The sequence below is a fragment of the Bradyrhizobium sp. ORS 86 genome (genome assembly GCF_045571475.1).
Classification (GTDB): Bacteria; Pseudomonadota; Alphaproteobacteria; order Rhizobiales; family Xanthobacteraceae; genus Bradyrhizobium.
In genome coordinates, this window is the sequence record NZ_CP120699.1 from 5,274,213 (window position 1) to 5,290,395 (window position 16,183).

At 60.4% G+C, this 16,183-nt stretch carries 14 protein-coding genes; 11 read left to right on the forward strand and 3 right to left on the reverse strand.

The genetic code is table 11. The annotated features are described in order from the left end of the window. Positions 1-234 precede the first annotated feature (234 nt). Positions 235-1,365 (reverse strand): acyltransferase family protein, encoded by a 1,131-nt coding sequence (locus P6U25_RS24470; RefSeq protein ID WP_407147324.1) that lies wholly within the window; start codon positions 1,363-1,365, stop codon positions 235-237. A gap of 271 nt (positions 1,366-1,636) precedes the next feature. Here P6U25_RS24470 and P6U25_RS24475 point away from each other — a divergent pair, with 271 nt between their 5' ends. After that, positions 1,637-2,443 carry a galactosyl transferase gene (locus P6U25_RS24475; RefSeq protein ID WP_407147325.1) on the forward strand — a complete coding sequence of 269 codons (807 nt, stop codon included), beginning with the start codon at positions 1,637-1,639 and terminating at the stop codon, positions 2,441-2,443. Between the two features lie 75 nt (positions 2,444-2,518). On the opposite strand, the gene P6U25_RS24480 is transcribed toward P6U25_RS24475, so the two are convergent. Next, entirely contained in the window at positions 2,519-3,877 is a 1,359-nt protein-coding gene (locus P6U25_RS24480; RefSeq protein WP_407147326.1) for a family 16 glycosylhydrolase, read from the reverse strand. Positions 3,878-4,182: 305 nt separating this feature from the next. On the opposite strand from P6U25_RS24480, the gene P6U25_RS24485 reads away from it, so the two are divergent. The 4 genes from P6U25_RS24485 to P6U25_RS24500 all read left to right on the forward strand — a co-directional run bounded on the left by P6U25_RS24485 (position 4,183) and on the right by P6U25_RS24500 (position 8,953). Beyond that, positions 4,183-4,980 carry a glycosyltransferase family 25 protein gene (locus tag P6U25_RS24485; RefSeq protein WP_407147327.1) on the forward strand — a complete coding sequence of 266 codons (798 nt, stop codon included), beginning with the start codon at positions 4,183-4,185 and terminating at the stop codon, positions 4,978-4,980. 65 nt (positions 4,981-5,045) lie between these two features. Then, complete coding sequence (locus P6U25_RS24490; protein WP_407147328.1) at positions 5,046-6,236, forward strand: glycosyltransferase; 1,191 nt, start codon at positions 5,046-5,048, stop codon at positions 6,234-6,236. 75 nt (positions 6,237-6,311) lie between these two features. After that, on the forward strand, positions 6,312-7,592 hold the full coding sequence (locus tag P6U25_RS24495; protein WP_407147329.1) for a hypothetical protein: 1,281 nt from the start codon (positions 6,312-6,314) through the stop codon (positions 7,590-7,592). Positions 7,593-7,945: 353 nt separating this feature from the next. After that, a complete protein-coding gene (locus P6U25_RS24500) occupies positions 7,946-8,953 on the forward strand; it encodes an acyltransferase family protein (protein WP_407147330.1) in 1,008 nt (335 codons plus the stop codon). 18 nt (positions 8,954-8,971) lie between these two features. On the opposite strand, the gene P6U25_RS24505 is transcribed toward P6U25_RS24500, so the two are convergent. Beyond that, positions 8,972-10,045, reverse strand: coding sequence for a glycosyltransferase family 2 protein (locus tag P6U25_RS24505; RefSeq protein ID WP_407147331.1), 1,074 nt, complete (start codon positions 10,043-10,045; stop codon positions 8,972-8,974). 252 nt (positions 10,046-10,297) lie between these two features. On the opposite strand from P6U25_RS24505, the gene P6U25_RS24510 reads away from it, so the two are divergent. From P6U25_RS24510 to P6U25_RS24535, 6 genes are all read left to right on the forward strand, one after another. Beyond that, positions 10,298-12,220 (forward strand): HAD-IIIC family phosphatase, encoded by a 1,923-nt coding sequence (locus P6U25_RS24510; protein ID WP_407147332.1) that lies wholly within the window; start codon positions 10,298-10,300, stop codon positions 12,218-12,220. Between the two features lie 59 nt (positions 12,221-12,279). Next, positions 12,280-13,719: an MBOAT family O-acyltransferase gene (locus tag P6U25_RS24515; protein ID WP_407147333.1), complete on the forward strand. Its 1,440-nt coding sequence runs from the start codon at positions 12,280-12,282 to the stop codon at positions 13,717-13,719. A 2-nt stretch (positions 13,720-13,721) separates the two neighbouring features. Continuing rightward, entirely contained in the window at positions 13,722-14,837 is a 1,116-nt protein-coding gene (locus P6U25_RS24520) for a hypothetical protein (protein ID WP_407147334.1), read from the forward strand. 72 nt (positions 14,838-14,909) lie between these two features. Then, positions 14,910-15,149: an acyl carrier protein gene (locus P6U25_RS24525; protein ID WP_280972472.1), complete on the forward strand. Its 240-nt coding sequence runs from the start codon at positions 14,910-14,912 to the stop codon at positions 15,147-15,149. 6 nt (positions 15,150-15,155) lie between these two features. Then, positions 15,156-15,599 carry a VOC family protein gene (locus P6U25_RS24530; RefSeq protein WP_407147335.1) on the forward strand — a complete coding sequence of 148 codons (444 nt, stop codon included), beginning with the start codon at positions 15,156-15,158 and terminating at the stop codon, positions 15,597-15,599. Beyond that, positions 15,596-16,057, forward strand: a complete 462-nt coding sequence (locus tag P6U25_RS24535) for a hypothetical protein (RefSeq protein WP_407147336.1) — start codon at positions 15,596-15,598, stop codon at positions 16,055-16,057. Before P6U25_RS24530 ends, P6U25_RS24535 begins: the two co-directional genes overlap by 4 nt. Positions 16,058-16,183 lie beyond the last annotated feature (126 nt).

Here is a 16,183-nt window from a genome sequence, read left to right on the forward strand (position 1 = left end):
AAAAACTCGTTGGAAAAAATCGTTGTAAGGGTTGCGGATCCCGCGCCCCCGTCTGCCACTAAAGCCTCAACGAAAGCTCACACTTAACGTTACGACGCCCATGAGGATCCCATAGTCCATACTGGGGCTCCGACCGCTGGGACGCCCCGCCCCATGAAACATGCGCAACAATTCGGCAAAAAGCGGACCCCCGCAACAGTTTGCTCAACAAGTAGACAAGGCATCCTTCGCGGACTACTTCCCCGGCTGGGCCACGGTGACCGCAGCGGTCGTCTCCGGTAGTCGCCGGCCGGCACGTTCGCGCTCGACCGCGAAGACCGCAAGAAACCGCGAACGCAGCCAGCGCGTCATCGGGCGCTCGACCTTGAAGTACACCACAAATCCAACCACGAGCGAAGCTGTCGCAGCGAGAATTGCGAATGATGCAAATTGCAGCATCCCTTCCACCGGCAGCCGAAGAAACAGGCGGCGAAACACGAAGAGCGTCAACGCGTGGGTCAGATAGATCGAATAGCTCGCATCTCCAAGCAACCGCAGCCAACCGATATCGCGAATCTTGAATGACCGTTCGGCCGCGACCGCGCCGACCATGATCAACGCTGCACACAATCCGTTGAGCAGGTACGGATGCGGAAGCTGCAACGCATGCACCGCGAACAGCATCACAAATCCCACAGGCAGAAGCAACCAGACGTTGGGGATCCTCCCGTTCAGGAACAACCACCCCAACACGATGCCTGCCGCAAACTCCAGCATAAGGGGGTGAGTATACATCAGCAGCGGGTGCGTGTAGCTGTGAAAGATCGATTCATCGGTCGAGACAACGAGCCCTAACGCAACAAGCAGCGAAATCAGGCCAAGCGAGATCAGCAGCGGTTTGCGGAAGAACAGTCCAATCGTAAAGATCAGGTAGAAGAACATTTCGAAATAAAGGGTCCAGCCCGGATTCAGCACCGGCCAGATAGTGCCGGCAAAGATCGAACTGTGATGCGGAATGAACATCGCGGAAAGCATCACGTCGTTCGCCAGCGCGAAACCAGGCTTAGCCCCGCCAGACATCAGCAGCAGGCTTGCCGCACAGAGCGTCAGAATCCAGTACAAGGGCGCGACGCGAATAAGCCGCAATCCAGCGAAGACGGCAGGCGTTTCAATCCGCGACGAAACGTACATCACCACGCCGCTGATGATGAAAAAGATGTCGACCCCCGCCTCGCCCATGGCGAACCTCTCGAGCGGGTTGTAGAGATTCGGCCAGGGATTTCTGATGTGGTGCAACACCACCATCACCGAGGCGACCCCGCGCAGATATTGGATGGTCAATAGCTGCTTGGAAGATTTTTGATCTGGCGCCGTCGCGGGTGTCATCAGCCGTCACATCAAGAAGAGGAAAATTGCGCTGAGCCGGTCAGCAGCGAGACAATTGTTCCGAAAGCACATACCGGAGCGTCACGGTTCCGCAACGACCCCTTGCACACGCAAGAGGCAGTTCGCTTCACAGCTTTGCCACAAACCTCTCGCTGAACGTTCATGTGAACTTGGTGCTATGCATCTGCCGGGCCAACGGGGCATGTTACCTCGGCCGAGCCATCGCGCGATGCGTAGCATCAGAGCCCACGACGTCCATGCGAGATAATTCATGTTGACCTTCATCATACCGGTTCGCCATCCGGCCAATTCCAAGAACTGGGACGCTCTCAAGGCGCGGCTCGCACAAACCATAGCATCGATCTCGGGTCAGAATAGTGACCGCTGGCAAGCCATTATTGTGGCGAATGACGGGGCCGACCTGCCAGCCTTGCCAAACGGCTTTTCGGTCGAACGCGTCGATTTTGCGCCGAACCCGAAGCATGAACGTGGTGCGACGGACGATGTCGAGGTTTTCCGCGATTTCTTCCGTGTCGACAAAGGACGCCGCGTGCGCGCAGGAATGCTGGCCGCACAAAATGCCACCTATTTTATGATCGTCGACGATGACGATTTCGTCAGTTCGCGGCTCGCCGACTACGTCGCCCGGCATCCCGGCGAAAATGGCTGGTATATCGACCGCGGCTACATGTGGAGCGAAGGCAACATGCTGCTCGGGGCCATTTCAAAATTCTTCATGCTTTGCGGCACATCCCACATCATCAACGCCCGGCTCTATGATCTCGAGAGGCTCAAGGGAAACGACGCGGATGACTACCTGAAGCGCATGCTTGGCAGCCATATCGCAGTCGCCCAGGAACTGTCCGCCGCTGGAACGCCGCTCAAGGCCCTCCCCTTCTTCGGCGCGATCTATCGCGTCGGGCATCCGGGAGCCCACAGCAACTCGTCCGGGCTGATCGCAACCTTCTTCAAGAAGGCTACATTGGCCAATCCGCTCGGCTTCATCAGGACTGCCCTCTCGCTCAGACTGTTGACCCCGAAGCTACGGCGCGAGTTCTTCGGCGCCGAGCGCGCATAGCGAACGAGCCGTGCCGCCAAATGTCGGCCGGTCTTGACGACAGCATGGCGAGGTCCGCCCTGGCCACGGGCAGCATCAATGCGATTGCGTCTGCGCCTGCACGTCCAGGTTCAACAGCTTGCACACTGTCGCTTTGGGGGGCTGGACGACGTCGGTGCTGCATGTCACCGGGCTCGACAGCGTCTGCTTAGCTCCATTGCCGTTGGTCACATCGGAGGCCAGCCGGCCAAACAGAATATAATTTCCGGGGCGCTCAACGGCGGGCAGCGAAGCCACCACGGTGGTCGAGCCGTCGGCCCGCTTCTTGTCGGGTTCGACCTGCAATTTGGTATTGGCTGACGACACGATGGCTCCGGTCGCCTTGTCGTAGACCGTCACCTGAAGCGTCCGGTTGGACGGATAGTCAGCCGGGACCTTGAGCGGTATTTCGACGTTGAGCTTGTCGCTCGTCGTTAGCGCCAGAGCGCCCGCGTTGGGCTGCTTGCCCGCGACCACCTTGCTGACAGGCAAGAACGCGGGCTTCGCCATGTCGTTGAGCGGCGCAGAATAGCCGAACTGCTGCGGATCGGGCGTCAATTGGCTCGGCCCGCATTGCCGGCCTCCGCGCTCGGAGGTCGTGAACTGACACACGCGCACATAGTCGATCTTGAAGCTCTGCGGAAACGCGGCCTCGTCGATGCCGTGCCGTCCGGCCCATTTGCTGCCGCCGACGGCGAAGTTGAGGTCGACATGCGCGGGCGGCCCAAGCTTCCCATCGCTGCGCTGCCATTGGTAGTTGCGCGTGTAGATCAGCTTGCCATCCCAGAACATCGAGATCTTGTCGGGCGCCCATACGAAGCCGGCGGTATGCCACCCCTGGTTGAGATCCTCGCTTCCATACATGTTCTGGAACTTGAGCTCGAAGGAGCGGTCGACGTAGGTGTACTGCCGCGGATCGAACGGCGCCACCACATTGGAATGCAACGAGTTCGCCTTGTCCTCGACGCCGTTCATGACAAACTCGAAGATGTCGATCTCCGGTGGATGCCAGGTCTTGCCGTCGATATCGTAGTCTGCCTCGAGCCAGAACGCCGGCCAGACGCCCTTGGCGTTGGGCAGGAACACACGCGCTTCATAGTATCCATAGTAGAAAGTTCGATGACTGCGGATCATTGCCGATTCGTACAGACTGGGAGATCCTGGCATCTTCTTTGCGATCAGATTGAGAACACCATCGGCGACGACGTGGCCATCGCGATAGCGTTGGTTCTCGTCGTTGAAGTGATCCATCGTCTCATTCGAGTAGAGATAGCGCGTTGCCCATTTGTTGCGATCGAGCTTGTCGCCGTTGAACTCGTCCGAGAACACCAGTTCCCACCCCGCCGACCGCGCCGGCGTTGAAGCCGCTGTCAGAGCCGACGTCAACACCGCCAGCATCGGGAGAACACGTTTCATAATCTCGGCGAGGTTCATTCAGCGAGCCTTCTGACTGATTGTGTGCAATTTCGATGACGAGACTCGAGCCTTCATGGACGAGCAGCCGTCAAGTTGACAGCCCTGCCGCGGTAGGACAGGTTAGTTTCGCACTGCAACGCTCGACCATTCACATCGACGAATTGGACGAAGACGTGGCCTCGGACAAAATACGTCCGGTTTGTCGATGATGTGATCGCGCTGCCGAATTTATGTCCGGAGGATGACGAAATTTACGGCAACATCGCTCGCGTTGTGCAAGCGGTAACATCAAACGTGAGAGGATCGTGGGAACCGACGCTACCATACCGGCCTTCGTCATCAATCTCGATCGGGACATCGCACGGTGGCAGGACATCTCGAGCTCGCTGACGCAGTTCGGGGTCCCCTATGAACGCATCCCCGCGATCGACGCCAAGAACCGGATGACGCTCATACGCCGGGTAATCCGGCGCGAGTTCCACTTTGCGCCAGCGAATCGCCCGATGAAGGCAGGTGAAGTCGGCTGCTATCTCTCGCACATCGCCGCGCTGAAGCGCATTGTGCGCAGGGGTCTGCCGATGGCGATCGTCCTTGAGGACGATGCGGCCTTCGACGAACGCTTTCCGCAATTCTACCGGCGCGACCTGCCGCGCTTTCTGGCGAAAAGCGATATCGTGAAGTTCGAAGGCATCCACTATGCGCACACGTCGAAGTCAGGCGTTTCCCTGATCAAGGGCGAGGCAGCTCGGCTCGTCGTACCCTTGAAGCCCGCACTCGGATCGGCTGCCTATGCCGTCACCCGAAAGGGTGCAATGGGGTTGATCAGAACTCTTTCCGTCACCGACCGGCCGTTGGACCACAAGCTGGTCTATTACGATCGACACGGAATTGATTTTGCCGAGACTCAACCGTTCCTTGTCAGTCAGGCGGCCTATGAAAGCAGCATCGAGCTGCGCAATCTCGATACTCCGCCGCTGCAACCTGCGGAGCGGCTTCGACGAGGCGTTGCCTCCGTCGGTCGCGGCGCGAAGCGGATCGCATATGTCGCAAGGCTGCTGGTCAAACGGCGATTGCTCGGCACAAAATCTCCGTCCGCTGCCTGATCCGGATGGGGGCGTATGCCCTCGGCATCGACATTCTGTACTGCGCGTTCTTTCGAGATCGAGTGATGAAGAAGATTCTCTGGATCGTCGGCCGCATCCCCTCGCCGCTCTTCAGCGGCGATGCACTCTATTCCGCGGGGCTGCTCACGGCGCTGTCGCGAACCGAACAGACCGACGTGACGGTCGTCGGCTCACGGCGCGAGAACGGTCCGGTCGAAGGCCGTCTGCTCGGCTTGCCGCGCACGGTCTTTCCTGAGCCACCGTGGCCGCGACGGCTTGGAATGCTTAGCCTGCTGACATCGTTGCCGAGGGATGCCTATAGCCTTGCACCGCCCTCGATCGGCACAACTCTCGCAGAGCTCCTGAACCAGCACTGGGACTGGATCGTGTTCGATCACGCCCGCTCTGCCGCGTTGCTACCGATGGTATTGCGGCGCCGGAAGCAAGCCTCGATCTGCTATCTCGCACATAACGCCGAGGGAAAGATCAGGCCTACGATCGCGAAGGACTTCGCCAACCCGCTGCGCCGCTCGATCATGCGCTGGGATGCCGAGAAGTATCGACGACTCGAGCAACGTATCGTCGACGCAGCCGACAGTATTCTCTGCATAACAGACGCTGACGCGGCCTATTTCGCGCGATCGGGCAAAGCCACGTTCGTGGTGCCGCCGATCTATCTCGGAGCGGCCGCGCCGAGCGATCGCATCGAACCAACCCGGCCGAAGTCAATCCTGCTGCTCGGCTCGTTCGAATGGGTCGCAAAGCAGCGCAATCTCGAGCACATCGTCAGCGCGCTGCTGCCGGCACTGAAGCGCCAAAACGTTACCCTGGATGTGGTCGGAAACGTTCCAGAGGACATCAAGGCGCGCTACGCCCACGAACGGCCGAACCTGGTCTTCCATGGTCCGGTGGACGATCTCTCGAGTGTACTTGCGAGATCGCGCGGCGGCCTGGTTGCGGAGACGCTCGGCGGCGGGTTCAAACTGAAGCTGTTGGACTACGCTTTCGCACGGCTTCCCATATTCGGCCTTCGCGCCGCGGTCGACGGCACCACGGCCGATGAACAATCGGCGATGTATCTCGCCGACACCATGGACGGCCTGGCACAAACCATCATCGACGGGATCGACGACCTCGCCGCGCTTAATCGGAAGCAGGCCGCGCTGTTCGAACTGATGTCGAACCGCTTCGGACTCGAGCAGGGAACCAAGCGTGTGCATGACATCCTGGTCAAGCAGGTCGGCGCGGCGGCATGACTGGAACCGGATATCGATCGATACCGATTGCCAACTGTGATAGCGTGACCTTGATCCACCCAGGCAAATGTCGCGATGACCTTTGAGATTCAGGCTCCCATGACGGCGCCGGCTGGGGCCGCGCATTCAAAGCTGGCCACGTCGGACACCGAACTCAGCAAGTCGGGACGATTCGCCGTCTGGGCGTCGATTATCTCCGTCCTGTTCCTGTCGCAGATCGCCTACAACATCAATACCTTCCCGGCATCGACCGACCTCATCTGCTACGCCGCCGTGACGGCATATCTGCTCGTCAGCGGCTTCGCTTCGATCGGATTCCTGTCTCTGGCGCTGTTCGTCGTCGCGCTGGTGTTCGCCTGTTTCGGAACGGTGACAGCGACGTCGTCGACGTCGTGGACTTCGCTGATGCTGCTCTTCGTTCTCTATGCCCCGTTCGCCATTCGGCTGAAGGGAGAGCCGGCGGAGGTCCACGACTACATCCTGTCCGCCTACGTTTCGGCGGCAACCTTCATCGCCTGCATCGCGATCGTGCAGATCGTGCTCGTCAACGCCACCAAATCGACGCTGCTGACCAACATCTACTTCAACTTGCCCGAAGCCATCCGCGGTGCCGGACACTACACGTTCCTGCGCGAGGGCGGCGGAATCATCAAGCCAAACGGCTTTTTCCTCCGTGAGTCGGCTGATCTTTCGCTTATCGTTGCGTTAGCCCTCATCATCGAGTTCGGTTCGCAGGCGAGACTGCGCACCATGGGCATTCTCGCGGCAGGCCTGCTTTGTTCGCTATCCGGCACCGGCCTGCTCGCAATCACGGCCGGCTTCTTGCTGCCAAGATCGGTGTTCCGCATCCCGCTGTTCATCGTCTATCTCGTCGGTCTGATCCTGGCGCTATACCTGCTTTACAGCCTGGACGTTCCCGGTCTTGACCTGTGGTTCGACCGCCTCTCGGAATTCCAGACGCCGAATACCAGCGCTTATGCACGCTTCGTCGCGCCAATGGAAATGATCGGACACAGCTTTGACAACGGCCCCATCGCCACCTGGTTCGGCAACGGCGCAGGCAGTTATCTCAGGGACGTCCGGCTCTACCACATGGACTATGAGGTCAACGACCCGACCTGGGCAAAGCTCACCTACGAGTATGGCTTGTTCGGCTTTGTCCTGATCTTTGCCATTCTCGTGCAACGATTGTACTCGAGCCGGCTACGCATCGAGATTTGCAACTTTCTGCTGTTCAGTTGGATCAGTGTCGGACTCGTGCTCAAGCCGAGCTTTGCGCTGATCGTCTGGCTGCTGACATTGGTCGGAACTCCAGCACGCCGATCGGGTCAACGCACAAGATCAGCAGCGGGTTGACGCTCCACCAAAGCGCGACGAACTTGGCGTGATCTTTCGGAAATCCGCTTCATGCTTTTCCGGATCATGGTCCAACACGCGCCTCCAATCATGCATTCTCGCGATGCTCGTTTGATGGTCGCGCCGGCTCAAGCGGAACCTCGTCGCAAAATCAACGCATAGCGTCCACACGAACAACGAAATCTGCAGGGACGATGAAAGTCCCGCGGAAGCACCGGACGCCGTGAGCACCGGCGGTAGCGCTTCACGCCGCCGACACCGACCTGCGACGGACCAATGGCCGCGCATGCCAGGGCGTTGCGCGGGCCGCTCGAGGCGCCTTCAGGCAGTCGCAGTTGCTCCGGGAGACGGCGTTGGCCAGGCTTCTCTCTATCCAATATCTGCGAGCGTTTGCCGCCTTCGGGGTCGTCGCATTTCACGCGCAAGGTCTCACCTATGGCCGGGCGCTCGTGATCGGCAGCGCCGGGGTCGACATATTCTTTGTGGTCAGCGGATTCGTGATGTGGACCGTGAGCGCGCACCGCACGCAGACGCCGGCGGAGTTCATTGCGAACCGCATCGTCCGGATCGTCCCGATGTATTGGTTCGTGACGATTTGCTTCGTCGCCGCGGCAATTGCCTTCCCGGCCCTTTTTCCACGGCTCGTCGTCAGCGCCTCCCACACTCTTGCATCCCTCTTCTTTGTTCCGATGCGGTCGCCGAGCAACGGCGAGATCTGGCCGGTGGTGGTGCCGGGATGGACCCTGAACTGCGAAATGTTCTTCTATGCCATCTTTGCCCTGGCACTCTTCCTCGACAACGTCAGGCGGCTGGTCTTCCTGGCCCTGACGTTCTTCGCGCTGATCCTGGTGGGACGCCTCTACACCGGCGACAATCCCCCCATCACATTCTACACCGATCCGATCATGCTCGAGTTCCCGATGGGAATTCTGCTCGGCAGAGCCTTTGAGCAGGATCGCCTGCCACGGCTCCGCTGGGGCCATGCGGCGCTGGCGGCTGGTCTGCTGCTGTTTGCCGCTTCCGCCTGGCTTGCGATCGATTCCCCGCGCGTGCTGGTCTGGGGCATCCCGGCGTTCCTGCTGGTTGCTGGCGCCGTCATCGTCGAAAAGAATCGCAGCGTCCGGATTGTTCCTGCCCTCGTTCTGCTCGGCGATGCGTCGTATTCAATCTACCTGACGCATACTCTCACCATTTCCGCGATCGGCAAGTTCAAGGCACATTTCAATCCCTCGACATTCTTCGTTGCCAGCCTGACGCTTTCCGCCTTGATCGGCGTTGCCGCATGGCGGCTGATCGAGCGCCCGTTTGCCGAACTTCTGAAGCCGCGTCCCAGGGTTCAGCAGCCGCATTTGGCCGAGTGATCAACCACTGATTTCGTCTTAGGCAGCCGCCGGCGCTTTCTTCACCACCCGGAGCAGGCTAAGCGCCCGCCTCATCCATTGCGGCCGTGCTGTCGGCACATAGCGCCAGCTCACCACGGACCGCCGAATGCCGCGCGGGCCAAACAATGCAAGGATCATCCACAAGAACAGCGACATCCGCTGCGCCTGTGAGAAGCCTTGCGGAAACATCAATGCCTTGAACATGGCGGATGCAATCTGCGCCGCGCTATCGCCCGCAATGGGATGGATGTCCGGTCGCAGCGAGTATGACGCCGCACGCAGGCACAGAAACAGCAAATTCCTGTTCAACGCATTTGCATCCACCGGCATGCCCACGCTGCTTGCCACTTCCGTGAAGAATTTGTGACGCCGGCGCGTGAGATCGACCTCGCGCGCGAAGCGGCTGTCGTCCAGATGCAGATGCGCGCCATGGTTTAGTCCATGAACCCGATAATCCACCAGCGGCTTCGCGATCGTGATGACGTCGCCATAGACGGGTGCCGCCGCGATCAAATAGCTATCTGGCGCACGATCGACGAAATCAGATTCAAAGTCGAAGATTCGCTCGACCACCAACCGCGGATAGGCGCTGCCCGATCCCGGCGGCGTCGGATAGAGACCTGTCGTCGTAACCCAGGTGCGAATCTCCTGAGGGGTGGGACGTGAGTAATATTGAGGCAGGATGCTGCCCGTCGGATTTCCCTTCGCATCGACGACGCGCATCTGAAACTGGAACTTGCTCGCAGTGTCGGACCATGCTGCCGCAATTTCAGTCATGACGTCCGGATGAAGGGCATCGTCGGAATCGAGAAATATCACGACATCGCCGGTGCAGCGGCGGAACCCATTGACGCAAGACGGCATCTGGCCGGCGTTTGCCTGGCTGATGATGGTGACCTTGTCGGCGTAGGGTTTGATCACTTCGAGCGAGTTGTCCGTCGATCCGTCATCAACAACGATCACCTCGACGTGCGGCCAGCGAATGTCGAGCGCGCTCCTGACCGCGGTGCCTACATAATCGGCGTAATTGTGATTGGGAATTACGACTGACAGGACGAGATCATTCGCCACTTCGGGTTCCTCACGCGCCATGGTCGCCGAGTTCTATTGCGCATTTGTGCGATATGACAACAGATTATCGCGACACTCGCTTGCGTTGCATCACCGATAACGTCGAAACCGTGTCACCGCTTCCGCATATGTGGCTACATCTTCACTCGCCATGAAACTGTCGAATTATGGATAAAGATTGTGGCTAACAACAGTGAGGGGAACGCAAACAAGTCGGGCAATAACCGTGTTGCCAAGATAAAGGGAACGGCCGTGTCCGCAGAGCTGTATCGAGAACTCGCCTGGCTTCCAAAACCTCCGTCCGATTTCTCGATCCGCTGCAAGGAGCTGGCGAGCGGCTCCGGCGGCGCTCTCGGAAAGAAGATCAGAGCGCTCGCGAGCCACGCGCTCGATGAGCGACAACTGTCCAGACTCGGACGGACGATTCGATCATTGCAACTTGGCGGCGAGACCCTCGCGCCGCTCATACCCTTTCGCCTCGGCCTGATCGGAAACGGAACGCTCGATCTGATCGTACCCGTTCTGGTTGCAACCGCGGCCCGCCACGGTTTTGCGCTCGAATGCATCACCGGCGCCTATGATCAGTATCTGCAGGACGCGCTGCAGCCGGAGTCGATCCTCAACAAGGCGCAGCCCGACGCGGTCCTCATTGCGCTCGACCACCGCGGGCTGTCGTTGCAGCCGTGCCCGGGCAACGAGCAGCTCGCCACTGAAACCGTTGATGCGGCAATCGGACTTCTCGATTCGATTCGTGCCGGCGTGTCCCGCAACGGCGGCGCGCTCTGCATCCTGCAGACGCTCGCCGCGCCGCCCGAAGGACTGTTCGGATCGTTCGATCGCTCCCTGGCCGGCACGGCCCGCAATCTGGTCGATCGCATCAACCAGAAGATATCCAGCGCGGTGTTGCACTCGACCGACATGATGGTCGACGTCGCCGGCATCGCCGAGACCGTCGGCCTTGCCGACTGGCACTCGCCGGCCCAGTGGAATCTCGCGAAATTGCCGTTTGCGGATGCGCTGGTGCCGCTTTACGCCGAGCATGTTGTGCGCATCATCGGCGCGCTGCGCGGGAAGAGCCGCCGCGTTCTCGTGCTTGATCTCGATAACACCGTCTGGGGCGGGGTGATCGGCGACGACGGCATGGAGGGCATCCAGATCGCCCAGGGCGACGCCACCGGCGAAGCGCATCTTTCCGTGCAGCAGCTCGCGCTGACACTGCGGGCGCGCGGCATCGTGCTCGCGGTGAGCTCGAAGAATACCGACAGCGTCGCGCGGCGGCCGTTCAGGGAACACCCGGACATGCTGTTGAAGGAGGAGCATATCGCGGTGTTCCAGGCCAACTGGAACGACAAGGCGACCAACATCCGCGCCATCGCAAAGGAGCTCGCTCTCGGTCTCGATTCGTTCGTCTTCCTCGATGACAATCCGGTCGAACGCGGCTTGATCCGGCAGGAGCTTCCGGAGGTCGCGGTGCCCGAGCTCGACACCGATCCCGCGAGCTACGCCCGTACGCTGGCCGCTGCCGGCTACTTCGAGGCGATCAATTTCTCCGAGGAAGACCGCGCACGCGCCGAAATGTATCAGGCCAATGCGCGCCGGCTCAGCCTGCAAGGTCAAGCGACGGATCTAAACGCTTACCTGCGCTCGCTCGAAATGCGGATCGTGTTCGGCCCGTTCGACCGAACGACGCGAGCCCGCGTCACCCAATTGATCAACAAGAGCAACCAGTTCAACCTGACGACGCGCCGCTATACCGAATCCCAGGTCGAGCAGTTGGAAGGCGACGACCGGGTCATGACGCTGCACGCGCGGTTAATCGACAAGTTCGGCGACAACGGCATCATCTGCGTGATCGTCTGCCGCGCCACGAGTCCCGACATCTGGACGATCGACACCTGGCTGATGAGCTGCCGGGTGCTCGGGCGATGCGTCGAGCAGGCTGTGCTGGCCGAGGTCGTGTCGCGGGCACGGGCCGCCGGCGTCACGACCCTCGAAGGCGTCTATCTTCCGACCGACAGGAACGAGATGGTTCGCGACCACTATGGCAAGCTCGGCTTCACGCGCCTCGACGAGGGAGCCGACGGAAGCAGCCGCTGGGCGCTCCGGACCGACGTTGAACTGGAGGCTTTGCCGATGACGGTTCAGCGCGAAGAGAAGCAGTTTGAGCCGGCCTGATCGGATCAGATCGCCGACTGACTTGAACGAGAACTTCTGACAGCCTCGAGCCCACGGACATGAGTCTGACATCGCCCCTGTTTTTTGCCTTTGTTGCCGTGGTCGTCATCGCATTTCACGTCAGTGAATCGGTGATCTACCGACGGCTCGTGCTCGGGGCCGCAAATGCAATCTTCATTGCAAGCTATTTGAGCGACGTCAGCCAGGTGCTGCCGCTGCTCGCCTTCCTGGCGCTCGGCTATGTCTGCGTATCCGCGCTCTCCCTGCGCCAGTCGTCTCTGGTGCTCGCGGCCGGCGTCGTCGCGATCCTGTGCTGCTACGTATTCCTGAAGCGTTTCTCGTTCTTCGAAGGGCTCGGCCAGCTTCCGTTCCCGTATCTGACGATCGGGCTTTCCTACATCCTGTTCCGCATCCTGCACATCATGGTGGACGTGCGCTCGGGCGATCTCAGCGAGCGAATTGGTCCGCTGGCATTCTTTCGCTTCACCTGCAACTTCCTGTGCTTCGTCTCCGGCCCGATCCAGCGTTATCAGGATTTCAGCGCGATGGATGGGAAGGCCGCGGTTCAGCTCGACGCATCGGTGGTCTACGCGGCGTTTTCCAGGATCGCGACCGGCTATGTGAAGTTCGTCATCATTGCCGCGACCGCCGACTACGCCTTCACGTTCGTCAGCCCGCACCTGCTGCAGCCATCCGGCCTTTCCTTCCTCAAGCTGTGCGCCGTCTATGCGACGGTCGCCTCGCTCTACACGGTTTATCTGTATTTCAATTTCTCCGGCTACATGGACATCGTGATCGGCATCGGAACCCTGCTGGGGCAGACGCTGCCGGAGAACTTCGACAGGCCATTCTCGGCGCGCAGCTTCCTAGAATTCTGGCAGCGTTGGCACATGACGCTGTCGCAATGGTTCAAGTTCTACCTGTTCAACCCGCTCCTGATGTTCCTAATGACCTGGCTGCCGTCGCCGGCGCTGACATCCTATCTGGGCGTGCTCGCCTTCTTCATCACGTTCGGCGTGATGGGTGTCTGGCACGGCACGACCGCGGTCTTCGTCATCTACGGCCTCCTGATGGGCGCCGGCGCCAGCATCAACAAGCTGTGGCAGGTGGCGTGCACTGAACGCCTCGGCAAGAAGCGCTATCGCGCGCTGACCGAATCCACTGCCTACATCTATTTCGCACGTGGTCTCACGGTCGCCTATTTCGTGCTGGCGCTGACCTGCCTTTGGGTCCCCGAACTGCCTCAATTCACCGCTCTGCTGGCGCGGCTCGGTTTCACCGGCGTGGTCGCAACCTTCGTCGTGGTGGCGGCGGCGTTCGGGGTCGCGGCGCTGATCCTGGACATCGCCCAAGCTCGGCTTCGCATCCCCGTCGCTCTGTCGGCAATCCAGAGCGGCGAGATCACCAAAAATCTGCACCTGGCGGGCAAGATGATGGCAATCGTTGCCGTCGCGACCCTGCTGCATAAAGCTCCGGACTTCGTCTACAAGGCGTTCTGAAATTGAAATACATCCTTCGACAGTCGGCGTTGACCTTGTTGTCGTTCGCCTTCCTTTATGTGCTGCTCGCCGGCGCGTCATTCCTCGTCTTTCCGGATCCATCGAGCGCCGGTCCGCGGGACTTCCAGGCCGCGGGAGACACGCTCTACATGACAGTTCCCAAATATGTCTTCCTTGGCCGCAGCGTGCTGGCCAACCCGGACCGGAAGATCATTCTGGTGGGAGCATCGAATACCGGAGTCGGGTTCCGGCAGAAGCTCGTGCAGTCGAAACTCGGCTGCGGCACGGTCAGCAACCTCGCGATGGGGGGCGCCAACATCTCCGAGGTCAAACAAGTGATCGACCTCGTCCACGAGGTCCAGACCGATCCGGAACGCCGGCAGAACACTTTCGTCATCGGCATCTGGTTCGGCATGTTCATCGATTCCGATGTGAAGTTTGCGGATGGCGATCGGCACCGTGGCGAGACCGATATCGATATCGAGCGCTACCGCTACGGCTTCTATCGACGCACGCCCGATGGTCCGGTCGCCGTGTTGCCGCCGCAATGGCTGGATGCGGGCGTCATGGCGATCCGGCCGTTTCTGCTGCTTGAGAAGGCCGCGCGCGAGGCCAGGGCCGGCGTCAATCTCGTGATGACCGGCCGCACCAGCGCCCAGCGCACCGACGACGAGCGCGAACGTGTCGTGGTATCGGAGGAGTACAAGCAACAGGCGTTGCAATACTGGACGGATACCATGGGGCGGCCCAGTGACATTGCTCCAGGCCAGGTCGACGTCCTGAAACAGACCATCCAGGCGCTGCTGGATTCCGGAGAGAAGGTTGTGCTCGTCGACCTGCCGATCCCGGCTTGGCATCGCGATGCAAGCCCGTATGAACCGAGCTACCGACTGGCGCTGAAGGGCCTGCTGCAGGAATTTGGCGACCGGCCGAACTTCACCTCGCTGAGCATGGACGATCTCGATAACGACCTCGACTATTCGGACGAGGTGCATGCCAAGCGGCATCTGGCCGATGTCTGGTCGGTCAGGCTGGCGAAGACGCTGGATTCGTTCATCTGCCAGCAAAAGCCCAACAACGCGCCACGAGTCACCACCGTGCGCTCTTCGGAGGGCTGACTGCTGTCCCCGACGACTGACCGCAATCCACGCAGCGGCACCACCGCAACTAATCGACAAAGGAAGACGCAAATGGAGAAGGCCGAAGTCTACAGCAAGCTCACCGCTGTATTTCAGGACGTGTTTGACGAGGACGACCTCGCACTGACGCCGCAGACCACGGCCGACGACGTCGACGGCTGGGACAGCCTGTCCCACATCCGCCTCGTGCTGGCCGTCTCGAAGGCCTTCGGCGTGAAATTTTCGGCATCCGAGATCGGCGGCCTCAAGAATGTCGGCGAGTTCGCCGACTTGATCGAGAAGAAAGCGTAACTGGGCGTGGACCACCCGGCGAACGACATCGCGTCAGCATCTGACGTCCTGGCCTTCCATCACCTCGGGCTCGCGGTCGCCTCCCCCGAGGAGGCCTTTCGTTACCTGGCCGCACTCGGCTATGTCGCAGGAAACTCCGCCTATGATCCGATACAGCGGGTCAACCTCGCCATGCGGCATCACCCCGTGATGCCGGATGTCGAAGTGATCTGGCCGGGCGACGGTCCCTCTCCCATCGATAAGCTGATCAAGCGGACTGGCACCATGATCTACCATTTATGCTACGCCTGCCCCAATGCCGAACAGGCGCTTGATGTGCTGGCGGCGTCCGGGATCGAGATCGTGCCGGTCAGCGCGCCTGCGCCGGCGATCCTGTTCGGCGGCCAGAAGGTCTCGTTTCACCACGTTTCCGGCTTCGGCCTCATTGAGCTTCTCGAGACGGGCGCATGACGAGCGTTTTCCGGTCACGCCGCGTTGGTCACGTCAGCCGCATTTCGTGCAGCCTGATGGCCGCTGCCCTGCTCGGCGCCGTGCCGGCGCAGGCTCAGGTCGTCGGCTTCGGACGATCGTCGGCGCCAATGTACGGAGGAACCGGCGTGTCGCCGATGCCCGCGAACCCGTTCCCGCCGATGAAGGGCACATATGCGCCGCCGCACAAGGCACCGGACGGGACGACCTGTATATCGGTCCACCCATCGACACATCCGCAAGTCATCAATCCGAAGATCATCGACCAGATCGTGACTGTGAACAATGCTTGCGGCCAATCGATCAACGTTCAGGTCTGTTATGCCGGCAGCTCGGACTGCATCAAGGTCGCGCTGAGCGGCTACCAGAAGCTGCAAAGGATCCTCGGGATCTCGGCGGGTTCGACCGCATTCCGCTACGAGTATCGCGAGCTCTATTGATGGCGCAGTCAGCACCAACCGCAGCCGTTGTCGCGTCGCGCGTTGCTTGCCCGCCGACGCAAGTGGTCCCTGATGACGTCCTGATGGAGATTTCCAACGCCGAATTCAGCACCCTCACGCGAACCG